The following is a 14,531-nucleotide window of genomic DNA, read 5'->3' on the forward strand; positions in this document are numbered from 1 at the left end:
GCTTACCACCTCCCAACGAGGGCGAGCCCAAAACCGAACTCGGCTCCCCAATCCGTCATCGTCTGACCGTGGACTGAGAACACGTCCTCTCCTGGCCCATCGATGAGTTCAAAGAAATACACGCTTCCTGCAGGCACGGTCGGCCGCATCGGGCGAGGCTGCCCGCCACGGCCACCTCTCCCAAGTTCCCAGCCGCTGACTCTGAGCGGCGAGCCGATGGCTGCCGCAACCAGACGGACACGGGTTTTCGCTCCGGGCAGTGTCCCGGTGAGTTGATCTCCCAAGAAGCTCGGCTTCCATGTCCATCTAGCCGTGTCACTGCCAAATAGGGCGGGTGAAACGAAGTAAAGGAGAAAACGACGCTCTCGTCCGATATGTTCAGCAGGCAACGCCGGCCATTGAATATCTGAGATAGTCTGATAGTGTCCCGCTCGACCTTCGCCGCCAATGTCCAGAAATCCCTGCACCGGCAGGCTTGGTAATCCGGTGAAGGAGATAGCAAGCCCCCAGTCATCCTGGAGCCGAAGAGCGTCCACGATGAAGAACTGACCGGACTGTGCCGTCCTGCGGCCTCGCTGCAAACCGATTCCGACCCTGGGTTCCTCGACGAGGATTCCGTTTTCTCCACGCGTGCGAGTTGGGTCGAGACCTTGGAGAATTTCACCTTCCAGGAGCGTTTGAAGCGTAGGAGCATCCACCCACCCTTCAAGGTGTTCCACCGGCTCTGCTCCGGCAACACCCAGCGGACGGAGGCCGGCAGGAAGCCCTGTCACCTCAGCTCCCTGCTGGGGACAAAGGAAATGCCAGCTTGTCTTCCCCTTGACGCGGACCACGTGTCTAGGGAGAGGGAAGTAGGTGGTAAGTGAACCTTTTATCTGGTGGGCCGGCAAAACATAGCGAAGGCGAAACGGTCCGGGATTGCCGGGAGTGCCAACTTCCTGGCGGAGGGGACACTCGGGCACTGAACCACACTTCGGGCAAGCCGGACCACCATCACGTTCAGCGTACTTGTCCAGGTTGCCGCAGTTTTCCACCAGCACTTTGGATCGCAACGCGCCTTGAACAGTGAACGGCGAAGGAGGGAAGACCGACTTGGCATGATGGTCCTCGCCCGCTGAGAATGGACGACCATCCCGGAAGACCCACACATCGAGCGGTTCTAGAAAGATGGTCCTCATCGTCCTCCCCGCGCTAAAAATACCGCGGCCTCCAAGGCTGCAAGCCATTCTTCGCGGCATGGCGTCTGGTTCCGCAGTTCCCAGATTGCAGATCGCACAGTGTCCTGAGAGAGTTGAGTCTTCTCGGCCTGGCCATTGTCCCAGTGACGGCCCAGTTCACGTTTGACAAGTAGTTGAATTGCCTCCGGCGGAAGCTGTTTGGCCTCTGGCCGTTCAAGCAAACCTTTCAGGATCGAAAAGAATCGCGGAGAGAGCGCTTTTTCTCGCACCGCTGTGGTAATCGCGGAAAGGTCGTGAACGGGATCGGCACTCCGGTCCTTATTCGTCCAGCGAATCCGGCAGTGGGTGGGCTGGCCGCTCCGGCGCATGATCCGTACGGCCAGCACATCTTTGCTATCGGTGGACTTCGCCCACTCTTCAGCACGCCGTGATTCCTCCACTGCGACTTGAAGCGGATACTTGTGGTGGAAGATCACGAGGCTGCCGGACAAGCCCGCTCGGCTCCCGAATGTCTGGATTAACTCACCGTTGATCCAGTAAAAGCCTCGCCCTTTGCTGAACCCTGGAATTTTCTTGCTGTCTTCGACTTCCATGTGGCCACCAAAGGCCAGTCGTATGTCGTGGGCTAGCTCTAAGGCGTCATTGAGCGACACCAACGCGAGGACATCGTCGCCTCCGGCATAGATCAAGTATGCGAGCTTCTCGCGGACCAAAGTCGGCACCACGGTCAGGGCAAAGGCATTGCAGGCCCGGCTAATCGCCGCGTGGGTGGCTGGCGTCATCCGGCGTTGCTTTTGCCACAAAGGGTGATCTGTGGGAAGTAGTCCACGAAGCCAATCGCCTATGTCAGGATGCAGTGTTTGATCCAGCAGGACTGATCGGTCTCCACCAAGCCATTTCCCCATGTCATCGCCGTCCATTCGAAGCAGGGCGAGATATTGGAATGGGGGAGCAATGTCCAGATGCTCTGCTTCCCGAACAAGGGCGCGAGCAGCTTTCGCCATTTCGGGAGCGACACGAATTTCTTCAAGCTCATGTTCCGGCTCGGTGGAGACCCAGAAACATTCGCCGTCAATCCGGGCGAAATCTTGTGCGTGTCCGCGATCGGATTCGGGTAGCCACTTGGTCGCTTGCCAGACCTTCGAGAGAGTCCATGCGTCCAGGTTCCCATCTGCCTTGGCAGTATCAACCAACGCTTGAATGGCCGGTTTTAGACGAGAAAAGGTTCCACTCTGTAAGACTGCGAACTTGAAGGGAGCGGCGGCAATTTCGCTCGTGGATGGCACGCCGTGAGCTTTATTGAGTTCGCTTGTGAGAATTTCTGGCCCTAGACGTTTCACGAGGCATACCGCACACAAGGCCTCTCCTTTCTTGACGCGGATAGCTTTTGCGTCGCCAAGCTTCCTCCACCAGCCTTTACCCTCGTGCGTTGACGGATGAATCACCCCCCGATGACCGCACAGGCTGCACTTCAATCCCGGCTCTTCGCCCGATTCAAAGACGCGGGTTGCTTTGGCTCCACCCAGTGTAAGATCCACGGCTCGGTATGCGGCTCCATAGAAAGCCCCCGCGTTTGGGCGGTACTCGCGGATCCCATCAAGGTTAATCGTTGAAATACTCGGCAGACCACATAGACGTGTCTTGAGGATGGTTTCACATCGGGTAAGATCGCTCGGCCATGGGAAGGCCGCCCAATAGGCCTCCAGGTGCGCCGGGATCTGGCGGTCAAAAAATGCCGCGATGTCATCGGTGGATGTATTGGTGTACCTGGCAAACTCCTGATACGCATCCTGTCCAAGCTTCTTCCATGCCTTATGAAGGGCTGAGACACAGTCCTCGGCAATCCCCTTGGCCTTATCCTGTGGAACGACCGCGAGAAAACGGTTCGGGAGCGAAGCTTCCCGACCAGGGTCTCGTGCTCCGGGAATCGGTAAATGGAGTGGTTCTTGTTGGAGCCACTGATCCAAGAGGGGCTGCCGCCAGAGAGCGGGGAACAGCACCGCGTCCGGACCGAAGGCTTGCGCGAGAGGAAGAATCGCCCGGCTGGCAAGCCAGGACAGGATGAACGAACCGGCCCAGAGATCCGCAGTGCGGCGGGCAGTTCCGATGAATCCCTGCACGGGGCCGAACGACACGAGCAGTAACGCAGGTTCTTGCTTCTGCCACAAGATCGGTGCAAGCGCCGACACCAGCCGTTGGTGGTCCCAGATCGAGTGGTCCGGCATTCTCGTTTCAGCCGGTAGATACTCCCATAGAATTCCCATCCGGTCGCGGCCTTCTCCGCCCTTTGCCAGATATTCGGGCAACAGTCGCCAGAGAGCCCAGAATCTCCGTTCCGACGTCGTTGACCCGCTACCATCCAGTGCATCAAGAAGCTGCTTCACAGCGTGGTCAACCTCAGCACGGGCTTTGTCGGGTTCAACTCCAATCCATCCCCACTGGCCTAGATCAATTGCGTCCCCGGACAAAGGATGGCGCAATACTGGCTTATTGCTCCACCGAAGGTCCGGAGCGCCTCCCAGGAACTTTTCCCGGTCGGCGGCAGAAGCCAGATGATCGGCTTCCTTAATTGCATCTTCGGCTCCTTGCGGAGCCGGGCCTACAAGCCGCTCAGCCAGTTCTCGTCCGCGCGCTGCGTGCCCACCTTCAAACAAAATCAGTGCCTTCTCAGGCGGATCGTGCAGAAACGCGTGGACTTTCAGACGCCACACTGCCTCGTCGGTCATGAATTTCTCCCTCTCATGTTCATCGTCTTGGACCTCGACTAAAGCTTGGTTGTGGCGCGCTGGCTGTCTCAAAACCTTGTGCGAAGTTGCCCACCACTTCAGCCTGACGAACTTCCCCTTCGCCGGATTTGATCCAATCGACAAACGGTCGTTTAATCACGACGAGAAGCCAACGAAACTTTTGGCCGTCCGGAATCACTTTCAGCATCGCTGGAGAAGCCAATCGTTCACTGTCATGACCATCCACAATAATCTTGTCCCCATTGGCGCCCCGGTATTTCATGATGGGCCATCCGAGACCTGGCAAAGCCATGCGGCCTTTGTTCTCCTTCACCTTGGTGCGTTGCCCTCTGTAATGGTTGCCAGCAGCTTTGACTGCGTCTTGCCACTTTGCGAAAGACTCTGAGCCGACAACAAGCTCAATTGGAAGCGACTTCCGAGCATCACCAAGGGTCCTTTCAATATTCGTCTTGCCAGCAGGCATGCTGCTGCCTGAGGGCAATTGCGACGAAAACCACAGTGATCCCGCACATCGCCGACTCCTCATACCAATTGAGCCAAACAGGACCCATTGGGCGACCAGATCGTCCAGTTGCCTTAGAACTTGTTCCCCATTCTGGATAGATGGGGGAACGATCGCCTCCAGTTTGAAACTGGTTCCTGCCGCGAGTGCCGGCCGTGTGATCGGTTGGCTTGAGTTTCTCTCCGGCCTCAATGGGAACCAGAGATACTGATGGTCAAACGGGAGGTCGCGATAGCTCGGGGTTTCTGCCTTCAAAGGACCATCCGGGCGAATCCTCAAGATCAAACGTTGTCCTTTATCTGTCGAACCAAACAAATCTGATTCCTTCTTCCGAATCTGTTCCAATGAGGTGCCTGCTCCATGTTCCGCAAGACGAAACCACCAACGGAGACAACCTCGGATGCTAGGCACGCGCAACTCAGGCTGTTGTTGATCTGCGCCGGCCAGGAATGCCGGGGTCACGAGCTTGATCTCATACGACCGCCGATTCAGGTTCATCAGCTCTCTCCTTTCACGGCCAAACTATCATCGAAGGAAGGGCGAAGAAAGCTTGGCAACCTTGCCGGCAACATTGTTATCTACCGTATGCTCAGAAGCCGTGGATCAAGCCGGATGCCGTAGCGAACTCGGTCTGCGTCAGGCGGCCGGAGCGAAGCTATGGTGTAAAGCGCCGGCCATGTTTCCCCACTTAAGCCTCGCTGGATCTTCCGGTTCAGACGACTCCTGACCTCGCGGAACCGTTTCTCCGGATCGGTGGGCTCTCTGGCTCCCCAGCCTCGCAGTTCCTCGAGTCGAGCATCCTTGGCCTTTAGGCTTCGCAGGGCTTGGCGCACCCGCGTGACTCCTTCTTCCCCGAGAAAGTCTGAGGCCGCAAACGTGCACTTGGTGCATCCAGGACATCCGGTCTTGCCACAAGAGCTGCGCCGGGCTTCGGCAAAGAGCACATACACGGCGGTTTCGAGAGGAGACAGGCGAATACGGCGGCCATTAACCAGCAGACTGAGTGCTCGTGTATCCACCACGGCTTGCGGCGGTGTGTTCAAGAGGGCATAGTCTTGCTGAGCACGCCTGACTAGGTCGCTGTAGGGCACTTCGCCCGTGTCGAGAGCGGGAAGCTTGCCGCGAAGCTTGAGAATAGGGATCTCAGCGAGTTCGACCCTAATCTGGCTGGTGTGAAGCTTCCGTCCCTTCACCGTGATCCTCTTGGATTGATTTGGTGGGTAATAGAAGGCAGGATCGCTTTCGAGTTCGGGAGGACTGACGAGCACATGAGACAGAGTATCGTGAGGGCGACCGTAAAGCTGAAGGGCTAAGCCCAGGTACAGGCCCATCGTTTTGCGGCCACCGGCGACTGAACAGTGCAAAGCGATATCCGGGTTCAAGGCCTTCTTCCGAACAAATGTGGTGACGAAGTCAGCCAGCGCGGCATTGTCTTCAGGTGTGCGGACATCACCCAGCGGTTGGCCGTCCTTATTTCGGACGACCACAATCTGCTCATGGCCAAAGAGAATCTTCTTCGCGTCAATGTCGTACTCGCGGCAGAACTGGAAAAAGTGGCCGTGGCGTGGGTGAAGCAGTTCCCGCTCAGCTTTTTGTTTGCCGGCAGTCGTCGTGATCACCCAGACCTCGGAAATCGTTGCAGGTGGCTTACGAACTTGAGTCAAGTGATACAAGGTCTCGGTGATGATCTGCGGCGTTAACCCCGCCACTGAAATTAAGATCTCTCGCATGTGTGAGTCCGGAGTGATGCATGAGACAAAGGGATGAAGGACAGGCGCAATTTAGGCTGAAACCGTTCGCCCCCCGGCGGAGGGCTCGGCTCAAAGATCTGCCCGTACGGGCAAGTGGCTTTCATCGCGCAGGTCTGGCGACAGTCGGCCGGCGTCGGGCAGACCAGCCGCTTGAAGGTGGCGCCAAAGGCACCGCGGAGCGTGTTGCCGGGATTGCGGGGATGCAGGGCCAGGCGATCTACCGGTTCGAGGGTGAACCTGAAATGCGCCATGGCAAACGCGCGCAGCATGTAGTTTCCCTAGAATCCTTTCTCCCTAGGGGCGGCCACCTTTTCTCATCAGCACGGCCACTGCTGCGGAAAGGCATACGCGATTCTGTCTTTGAAAGCAACCCGGCTTGTAGGGGGACGGTGAAAATGGACGTATTTACACGAGAACGTTGGACGGGACCGACTGAGAATCGAGAAACGCGATCAGGGGCAAAAGAGCGACCACGCCGGGCACGCTTTGAGCCGAAGGGAACTATGATACGTAGGTGATGTGGATGCGGTCGAGGTAATCGGCCAGCTTGGCGAGTTGCCGATGGATGCTCTCGCAGTCGCGTCTGGCGGCGGCCAGCTCCAAGGCGGCGCCGATCTCGCCGATGCCGTCGAACCCGTACCCGCCGCCGTCTCCCTTCATGCGGTGCCCCAGGGTCTGAATCACCGAAAAATCGGCCTGCTCCAGCGCCAGGCGAATCTTCTCCACATCTTTCTTCCGGTTCTCCAGGAATCCCGGAATCAGATCCTTGAGCGATTCGTCGATCTGCACCGAAATGGCGGGCTGCGGGTCGCGCCGCGTCTGCTGGTTCAGCATGGCTCCTTCTTTCGATAGGGTTCCAGGGCTGCGAGAAGCGTCGGTTTTCTGATCGGCTTGGTGAGCCGGCCGGTACAGCCGGCTTCCTGGACTTTGGCCAGCTCTTCGTTGAGCACGAGCGCGGTCAGGGCGATGATCGGCATGGGCGGACGCCGGTGGGACCGTTCCCATTCCCGAATCTTCCTCGTGGCCGTGAGTCCGTCCATGACTGGCATCTGCATGTCCATGAGCACGACGTCAAACGGGTGGGTCCGGCACAGGTCGACGGCGACCTGTCCGTTCTCGGCTTGTGTGATCTGGTCGCGAGTCGCCTTCAGGTAGCTCTGAACCAAGAGTTGGTTGTCCTGGGAATCATCCACCACCAGCAGGCGCAGCGGATGAAACGCCGGCATGGCGCTGGATTTGGGGGCGGGCGCCGGCTCCTGAGCCTGAGCCTGGGTCTGTTTGGCGCGCCCGAGGGCGATATTGATGGTTTGGAATAGTTCCGAGCGGCGGATCGGCTTCACGATATAGCCGCCGAGGCCCAGCTCATAAATCTTGGCGATTTCATCGGCCCAGTTCTGGGACACCAGCATGACCATGGTGGGAGTGCCGTATTCCTCCGAGGCCGTCCGGATCCGTTCGACGATCTCAAATCCACCCAGGCCGGGCATGATCGAATCCAGCAGCACCAGGTCGAAGGGGCGCCCCTGATGCGCTGCCGTCTTGATTTCGATCAACGCCCGCGCTCCGTCCTCGGCCGACACCACCGACGTGCCGTAGGGAGTCAAGGCCTCGCGGACGATCGCTTGATTCACCGGGTAGTCGTCGACCACCAGCACGTGCAGCCCTCGGAGCCCCGACACGGGGAGGGGATCTGACCCTGGAGCGGTGTCTTGAGGGATCAGGCGAACCGTGCAGAAGAACGTGCTGCCCTGCCCCAACCGGCTTTCGGCCCAAAGCCGGCCTTGCATCATTGCCGTCAACCGGCGGCAAATGGAGAGGCCCAAGCCTGTTCCCCCATACTGGCGGTGAATGGCGCTGTGGGCTTGGGTAAAATTGTGGAAAATGGCGTCCAGTTTCTCGGCCGGAATCCCGATGCCCGAATCGGCCACGCTGAACCGCAGCGCGCCCGGCGCGGGATCATCCGGGTCATTCTCCACCCGCAACAACACGTGTCCGTTCTCCGTAAACTTGACGGCGTTGCTGAGGAGGTTGGTGAGGATCTGCTTGAGCCGGTTGGGATCGCCGCGGAGCGCCATCGGCACGTCGGGCGCGGTGTGGTAGGCCAGTTCAATGCCTTTCTCATTCGCGCGGAGGCCCAGCATCTCCACCGTCTTTTCCAGCAGCTCGCCCAGGTCGAAGTCGATGCATTCCAACTCCAGCCGCCCGGCCTCGATCTTGGACAGGTCGAGAATGTCGTTCAGCAGCGACAGCAGTGTGTTGCCGGCGCGCCGAAAGATCCGCACGTAGGTCCGTTGCTCCTGATTCAGGTCGGTCTCCCAGAGGAGATCGGCCATGCCGATGATGGAGTTCATCGGCGTCCGTATTTCGTGGCTCACGGTTGCGAGGAATTCGCTCTTGGCCCGATTGGCGACTTCCGCCGTGTCTTTGGCTTCGCGCAGCGCCTGCTCGGTGCGTTGCCGGTCCCATTCCTGGAGCGCCATGGTGGCGATCGAGGCGAGCGAGTTGGCGAAGGAAATTTCCTCGGGCGACCAGTTCCGTGGGCCGCCGACATGCTCGTGGCACAGGACCCCGACGACTCGCCCGTTGACGCGGATCGGCGCGTCGAGCATGGCGCCGATGCCGAGCTGGGTCAGGTAGGAGTCCGCAAACTCCCTCGTGCGCGGGTCCTGCTTCGCGTCCGTGGCGTCGAGCGCCAACTCTTCCACCTCGAGCGCCCGAAAATAGGCGGGATAGTCCGCGACCTTGAGGACCAAGCCGGAGGTGTGCAGGCCCCGCTGGCGCTCATACAGATCATGGAGGCGGATCGACTGTCGCTCGTCGTCATACAGCCAGATGCTCGCGCGCCGCACCCGCATGAACCAACTGGCGGTTTCCGTGATGGCCCGGAAGGCCGTCTCCAGGTGGCCGTCGTGCAGAGTCGGGTCGCTGATCAACTTGACGATGGCCTGCTGGTAGGATTCCAGCGTTTCCCGGCGCAGGATTTCGCGGGTCTCCGCCTGCCGGAGGTCCGTGATGTTTCGGGCGAAGATGGAATTGTATTCCTTCCCGCCGAACTCCAGGAAGTTCATGTTGACCTCGACCGGGAACGCGAGCCCGTTTTTCCGCCGATGGTCCGATTCAAAGGAGAACGAGCCCCGGGTTCTCAATTGCTCCCAATGATCCGCCCAGACATCCGGAGCAAAATGGGGATCGATCTGGTCATAGGTCATGGCCAGCAATTCCGCCGCGGTATAACCCAGAGTCCGCGCCGCCGCCTCGTTGGCATAGAGGATGCGGGCGTGGACATCGACCCAGAAGATCGCGTCCGTCGCATGCTCGACTGTGAGGGCGCGCAAATGGGTGGTCACGTCCGAGAGGTCTGTGGAAGCCGGAGACAACAGGACCGTGTACATTCCGTCAAAAGCCGGACCGCAGGGAAAGACGGCGGCCTGAAGGCCGGCTGCGCCGCCGACTTTCACCGGGAGCGTCAGGGGGGAGGGATCTGCGGCTTCCTGGCCGGCCTGGCGCGAGAGGAGGCGCTCTTTCAGGGGCTGAAGGATGTGGTCGATCTCGGCAGGGAGCGAGAGGCGCCGGCTCTGTTGCGCCGAGTGAGCGGCGGATGCGGGACGGACATCCGACGGAATTCCCAGGAGACGCCTCGCTCTGGCGGTGATTCCGGTCAAACGGGCCTGACGGTCGAACAGGAGGGCGCCGGCGCCGCCGGCTTCAAGGAGCGCCAGCAACATCCTATGGGACTCGGCATGAGCGGGGTGGTCCCGTTCTTCGGAGGAAGGCGCATCCTTGGGACCAGGACTTCCACTCGGATTGGGGTGGGAAACCGGACGAATCCGTGCTTTCGGCATCGGTCGTTAGACTGTGAACAAGGGGTGCGCGTGAAATCGTTGAAGAATCAGAAACCGGTCGATACGGCAGCGATGGGGCATGGCTCAGAAGGGGCCGCTTCGGCTATGAGCCTCGGCGGACGAGGTTGCGCCCTTCTTCTTTGGCTTGATACAGCGCCTGATCCGCAGCCCGGATCAGGTCGGTGTGGTGCTTGTCCCGCGAAGGGACCATGCAGGCAATGCCGAGGCTGATCGTGACCCGGTGTCCCTTGGCGTCGGTAATGTCGAGGGCTTCGACTCGCCGGCGCAGCGATTCGGCGACCTGCGCGGCGCCCTCGGCGGGCGTGCCAGGAAGGACGATCGTGAATTCGTCCCCGCCGTACCTCGCGACGAGGTCGCCGGGACGGTTGACCGCTCCCATCAGCGCGTCGGCCACCTGTTTCAAACACTCGTCCCCGGCTTGGTGCCCATGCGAGTCGTTGTATTCCTTGAACCGATCGATATCGACCATGATCAACGACAGCGGCGTGCTTTCACGGGCGCCCCGGCGCCACTCCTGGTCGAGGAACTCGTCGAACTGGCGTCGGTTGGTGATGCCCGTGAGACCGTCCAGGCTCGACAGCCTCAGGAGCATTTGATTGGCTTCCTGCAGTTGCCGCATGACCTCAAGCAGCTCCTGCTCCCGGGATCGGCGGCGTTCGATCTCGTGGATCAGCCGGAGCACCGACCGCACACGGGTCAGGAGTTCCATCTTGTTGATGGGCTTGCCCACATAGTCCATGGCGCCGGCGGCAAAGGCCAATTGGAGATCGACCGGGTCGGTCTTGACCGTGACCATGATGATCGGGATGTCGCGCAGCCGCTCCACCGCCTTGAGTTGGCGGCAGGCCTCGATCCCGTTCATCTCCGGCATGATGATGTCCATCAGCACCAGATCGACATGGTGAACGGAGGGGGGCTGGCCGTCCAAGCCGAGATAGCGAAAGGCGGCCGCGGCGGACTCGGCGAGGAGGACGTCGGTATAGCCGGCCGAGGTCAGGATCGATTTCAACAGCAATCGATCGTCGGGGGAATCGTCAACAACCAGGATGGCCATCGGAGATGCTCGCGGACTGTGTGGCGCGTCAGGTTCGTGACCCGCCGGAATGCTAGCAGTTACTCCGGATAAACGCCAGGATAAAGCCGTTTGGCGCAGGGAAGACAGAGTCCGTGACTGAAGGCCGCTTCGGAATGGTCCTGAATGTATTCCTCGATCTGCTGCCAGTAACCATGGTCGTTGCGGATCTTCTTGCAGCCGGCGCAGATGGGAATGAGCCCCCGGAGCACCTTCACCTCGGCGAGCGCGCGCTCCAGTTCCTGGTTCCGTTCCTTTAATTCAGTCTCGCGGGCTTTCCGGCGGTCCATCTCCCGCTTCAGCGTCAGGGCCGAGGCCACGCGTGCCGTGAGCTCGACGTTGTTGACGGGCTTGGTCAGAAAGTCGATGGCGCCGGCGGCGAACGCGTCCTGCAAATAGGAAGTGTCGGTCTTGGCGGTGACCATGATGACCGGGATGTCGCTGACGGAGGGGCAGGCCTTGATCGTTCGACAAGCCTCGACCCCGTTGATGCCGGGCATCATGATATCGAGAAGCATCAAGTCCGGTGCCGGTCCGGGCCGGCCGCCATGATCCATGCCCAATTCCTGGTAGGCCTCCAGGGCCGACCCCGCCAGACGCACGTGCCCGTGCCCAGCCTGTCGGAGGATGGTTTCGAGCAGGACGCGCTGGTCCGGCGAATCATCGACGATCAGGATGCTCATTGGGGCTTCTGCGGCCGGTCGCTGCGACAGGGAGGCATGATGTGGGTTCATGACAGGATTACCGGCAAGAGTCAGGGACGACGCACATCGATCGCCTGTACCGGAGCAAGTATAGCAGGAGCGGTTCGTCCGCGAGCGTCAGGAGCCTGTCCGACATTGCCGTTCGTGACGAGGTGAAGGAGGTGCTGGCAGATGCAAGGCCACAGGCCGCGAAAAACCGGAAGCGTATTCACTGGAATACGTTGAGGATTTTTCGTGGCCGAGAACGAAGCAGATGCCGGTACATCATTCGCCGCAGTAGAACGGTCAGTGACGGACAGGCTCCTAGACGAGCTTGGAACGGACGAGATCGCTCACCACCTTCCCGTCCGCCGGCCGGCCGCCCAGTTGCGCCATGACGGCCTTCATGACGGCCCCCATGTCCTTCATGGTGGGCGATCCGAACTCCCGGATGACCGTCTCGACCAGTTGCGTGAGTTGGTCGGATGAGAGGGCTTGGGGCAGATAGCCCTCGATGATCGAGATTTCCTGACGCTCCTTGGCCGCCAGGTCCTCCCGCCGCGCCTTTTCGAATTGTTCCACCGATTCACGGCGTTGCTTGATCAGGTTGGTCATCACGCGGCTCATTTCGGCGTCGTCAAGGTCGCGCTTGAGTTCGATTTCGCGGCGTTGGATCGCGGCCTTGATCATCCGGATGACGTCCATACGTAGTTGGTCTTTGGCTTTCATGGCTTGTTGGAGATCGTGCGTCAGGCGGTCGGACAATGACATGGGCGGCCTCCTTGCAGGACAACGACAAGAACCTAGTCACCTTAGCCAATCCCGGAGAGGCCGTCAATCGGAGCCGCGGTCCCAAATCGATGTGTCCGTGGCGTTCATATCGATCATAGAGTAAGATTTGGCCGCATGTGGTACACGAGCGACCGGCACACTTGCACAAGGAAGATCGGTGAATCACTGGAGGAGTCATCTCCGGCCGCCAAGAATAATTGGAGGGGCGTCCGGTTCAACCGTAGGTTGGTATGGAGGCGCCATGAAAATGGGGATTGGACGAGGGAATGGGATGAGAACAGGGTCGGGTAGCATCGTGACGGGAGGCTTGCTTGCCATCTGGATACTGGCCACGGTCGGCTGTAGCTCGCCGCAACCGGTCAAGGGGCCGCCTTCCCCCTCCAATCAGGAAGTCAGAGGCCATGCCGACAGAACATTCGACAAACTGAAAGAAGAAGAGCGGCAGGGGAGGGATGTCACTCAGCCGATGCGGTAGCGGCCGTCCGGCGGTTTATTCGGACGATTGGCGCACAGGCGCGCGAGGCTTGCCCCGGCTTCGGCGGACGACCCGGTGGAGGGGCTGAAGGACCGGCAGATGAGCCAGGAGGCGACGGATCGAGCAAAGTCCCTCCGTTCGCAGCTCCCGCAGCCCGGGTAGAAACAGGGCCGACACGGCCAGCCGCAGACAGCCGGAGACGAGAAATAGTAGAGGGAGATTCGAGACGAGGGACCACTCGATCCCGAAACCCAATAGGCGAGTTGGAAGCCATCCGGCCAACCATCCGCCCACCAGGGCCCCCGCAAACCAGCCCATCGCGTTGATCGTGTTCGCCAGCGCCACCGCTCGGCCCTTGTCCCCCGCCGGGACTGCGTCAAAAATATAATTCTGGAGCCCAAGCGAGAAGCCGGACCAGACCATTCCGGCGACGAAATTGACGCAGATCAGAAAGGTCACGTGGTTGCTGAACAGGTACAACATGGGCAGCACCGGCACGAGGTAGCCGGTGACGGTCAGCACCGCGGCATGTCCGCAACGATCGCCCAGCCGTCCCCAGGCCTTAAGCGAGACGAATTGGCCCACCATTTGAGCCGCGAGCCAGACGCCATATTCCACATAGCTCAGATGGAGGTCCTGTAGCAGATAGACGACGAAATAGGGGCCGGCCAGCAGGGTCGCTGCATGCATCAGTCCGGAAAAGCAGAGAAACCGCCTAAAGTCGGGGCTGCTTCGGCGGACCAGGAGGTCGATAAACCCGGCCGATTGGATGGCCGAGTGGGCAACCGGCACGTCCGCTAGCCGTCCAAGAAAAAAGGAGGACAGTGCCCTGGCTGTTGCCGCGAGCAGAAAGAGCAGGGCAAAGCCGCCCCAGGTTGAAGACCAACGCTCGCTGACGTGGAGCAGGAATCCGCCGGCGGCCAGGGCGGCGAAGTTGGCCACTGCCATAAGCTGAGCCCTGCGGCCGAAATATCGGCCGCGCAGGTTGGGACCGACGATGTCGGTGATGAGGCTGTTCCAGGCCGGGACTGTCACGTGGCCCAGCGCGGCGTAGACCACCACCCCGATGATGAACAGCGCGGCGGCCTGGTCCGCGATGAGCAAGGGCAACAGAAATAAGGGAAACCAGGCGACTGCCTGTCCGAACGATCCGAAAAGGATGAGCTTCTTGCGAGAAAGGTGCGAGAGTGCCCGGCTGGTGGCATAGATCTGCGCCCATGCGCCGACCAATTGTGGAAGCGCCGAAAGCCATCCGATTTGAAGCGGCGTCGCTTTGAGCATCAGCGCAAAGGCCGAGAAATAATGTTCGCCGATTCCCTGCGCAACGGCCTGGCAAAGGCCGTCGCGGATTCCGCTGGTCCGGCTCTCTTGTTGATCCTTCTTGGGGAGGCTGGCTAGGGGATGCCGGTGGTCCCGGTCAGGGGCATCGGCTTCTCCCAAAGCTTCAGGCCGGGAGGCTATTGCATTG

The 14,531-nt window shown here is 60.1% G+C and carries 12 protein-coding genes; 1 reads left to right on the plus strand and 11 read right to left on the minus strand.

The features are described 5' to 3' along the window. Positions 1-2: 2 nt before the first annotated feature. The 10 genes from QWI75_RS07560 to QWI75_RS07600 form a co-directional block, all read right to left on the minus strand. Positions 3-1,178, minus strand: coding sequence for a type III-B CRISPR module-associated Cmr3 family protein (locus QWI75_RS07560; RefSeq protein WP_289268092.1), 1,176 nt, complete (start codon positions 1,176-1,178; stop codon positions 3-5). Next, positions 1,175-3,904 carry a type III-B CRISPR-associated protein Cas10/Cmr2 gene (cas10, locus tag QWI75_RS07565; protein ID WP_289268093.1) on the minus strand — a complete coding sequence of 910 codons (2,730 nt, stop codon included), beginning with the start codon at positions 3,902-3,904 and terminating at the stop codon, positions 1,175-1,177. Before cas10 ends, QWI75_RS07560 begins: the two co-directional genes overlap by 4 nt. A 19-nt stretch (positions 3,905-3,923) precedes the next feature. Further along, on the minus strand, positions 3,924-4,925 hold the full coding sequence (cmr1, locus tag QWI75_RS07570; RefSeq protein WP_289268094.1) for a type III-B CRISPR module RAMP protein Cmr1: 1,002 nt from the start codon (positions 4,923-4,925) through the stop codon (positions 3,924-3,926). Between the two features lie 80 nt (positions 4,926-5,005). Next, complete coding sequence (csm6, locus tag QWI75_RS07575) at positions 5,006-6,157, minus strand: CRISPR-associated ring nuclease Csm6 (RefSeq protein WP_289268095.1); 1,152 nt, start codon at positions 6,155-6,157, stop codon at positions 5,006-5,008. After that, positions 6,142-6,447 carry a hypothetical protein gene (locus tag QWI75_RS23055; RefSeq protein ID WP_502890202.1) on the minus strand — a complete coding sequence of 102 codons (306 nt, stop codon included), beginning with the start codon at positions 6,445-6,447 and terminating at the stop codon, positions 6,142-6,144. The genes csm6 and QWI75_RS23055 overlap by 16 nt, the downstream gene beginning before the upstream one ends. 232 nt (positions 6,448-6,679) lie before the next feature. Continuing rightward, on the minus strand, positions 6,680-7,012 hold the full coding sequence (locus QWI75_RS07580; RefSeq protein WP_289268096.1) for an Hpt domain-containing protein: 333 nt from the start codon (positions 7,010-7,012) through the stop codon (positions 6,680-6,682). Further along, positions 7,006-9,903, minus strand: coding sequence for a response regulator (locus tag QWI75_RS07585; protein ID WP_289268097.1), 2,898 nt, complete (start codon positions 9,901-9,903; stop codon positions 7,006-7,008). The genes QWI75_RS07580 and QWI75_RS07585 overlap by 7 nt, the downstream gene beginning before the upstream one ends. Before the next feature lie 220 nt (positions 9,904-10,123). Next, complete coding sequence (locus tag QWI75_RS07590; RefSeq protein WP_289268098.1) at positions 10,124-11,095, minus strand: GGDEF domain-containing response regulator; 972 nt, start codon at positions 11,093-11,095, stop codon at positions 10,124-10,126. Between the two features lie 59 nt (positions 11,096-11,154). After that, entirely contained in the window at positions 11,155-11,796 is a 642-nt protein-coding gene (locus QWI75_RS07595) for a response regulator (protein ID WP_289268099.1), read from the minus strand. Positions 11,797-12,120: 324 nt separating this feature from the next. After that, positions 12,121-12,567 (minus strand): GatB/YqeY domain-containing protein, encoded by a 447-nt coding sequence (locus QWI75_RS07600; protein WP_289268100.1) that lies wholly within the window; start codon positions 12,565-12,567, stop codon positions 12,121-12,123. A gap of 292 nt (positions 12,568-12,859) precedes the next feature. On the opposite strand from QWI75_RS07600, the gene QWI75_RS07605 reads away from it, so the two are divergent. Next, positions 12,860-13,063 (plus strand): hypothetical protein, encoded by a 204-nt coding sequence (locus QWI75_RS07605; protein ID WP_289268101.1) that lies wholly within the window; start codon positions 12,860-12,862, stop codon positions 13,061-13,063. Positions 13,064-13,078: 15 nt separating this feature from the next. On the opposite strand, the gene QWI75_RS07610 is transcribed toward QWI75_RS07605, so the two are convergent. After that, the gene (locus QWI75_RS07610; protein ID WP_289268102.1) at positions 13,079-14,503 is read right to left on the minus strand and encodes an MFS transporter; all 1,425 of its coding nucleotides are present in this window, start codon (positions 14,501-14,503) and stop codon (positions 13,079-13,081) included. Positions 14,504-14,531: the final 28 nt, after the last annotated feature.

The sequence above is a fragment of the Nitrospira tepida genome, assembly GCF_947241125.1.
Taxonomy (GTDB): Bacteria; Nitrospirota; Nitrospiria; order Nitrospirales; family Nitrospiraceae; genus Nitrospira_G; species Nitrospira_G tepida.

What these genes read in the sequence shown, in the direction of transcription:
- QWI75_RS07560 (WP_289268092.1), bottom strand. Translation starts at nt 1,178, where the DNA reads ATGAGGACCATCTTTCTAGAACCGCTCGATGTGTGGGTCTTCCGGGAT.
- cas10 (WP_289268093.1), bottom strand. Translation starts at nt 3,904, where the DNA reads ATGACCGACGAGGCAGTGTGGCGTCTGAAAGTCCACGCGTTTCTGCAC.
- cmr1 (WP_289268094.1), bottom strand. Translation starts at nt 4,925, where the DNA reads ATGAACCTGAATCGGCGGTCGTATGAGATCAAGCTCGTGACCCCGGCA.
- csm6 (WP_289268095.1), bottom strand. Translation starts at nt 6,157, where the DNA reads ATGCGAGAGATCTTAATTTCAGTGGCGGGGTTAACGCCGCAGATCATC.
- QWI75_RS23055 (WP_502890202.1), bottom strand. Translation starts at nt 6,447, where the DNA reads ATGCTGCGCGCGTTTGCCATGGCGCATTTCAGGTTCACCCTCGAACCG.
- QWI75_RS07580 (WP_289268096.1), bottom strand. Translation starts at nt 7,012, where the DNA reads ATGCTGAACCAGCAGACGCGGCGCGACCCGCAGCCCGCCATTTCGGTG.
- QWI75_RS07585 (WP_289268097.1), bottom strand. Translation starts at nt 9,903, where the DNA reads ATGTTGCTGGCGCTCCTTGAAGCCGGCGGCGCCGGCGCCCTCCTGTTC.
- QWI75_RS07590 (WP_289268098.1), bottom strand. Translation starts at nt 11,095, where the DNA reads ATGGCCATCCTGGTTGTTGACGATTCCCCCGACGATCGATTGCTGTTG.
- QWI75_RS07595 (WP_289268099.1), bottom strand. Translation starts at nt 11,796, where the DNA reads ATGAGCATCCTGATCGTCGATGATTCGCCGGACCAGCGCGTCCTGCTC.
- QWI75_RS07600 (WP_289268100.1), bottom strand. Translation starts at nt 12,567, where the DNA reads ATGTCATTGTCCGACCGCCTGACGCACGATCTCCAACAAGCCATGAAA.
- QWI75_RS07605 (WP_289268101.1), top strand. Translation starts at nt 12,860, where the DNA reads ATGAGAACAGGGTCGGGTAGCATCGTGACGGGAGGCTTGCTTGCCATC.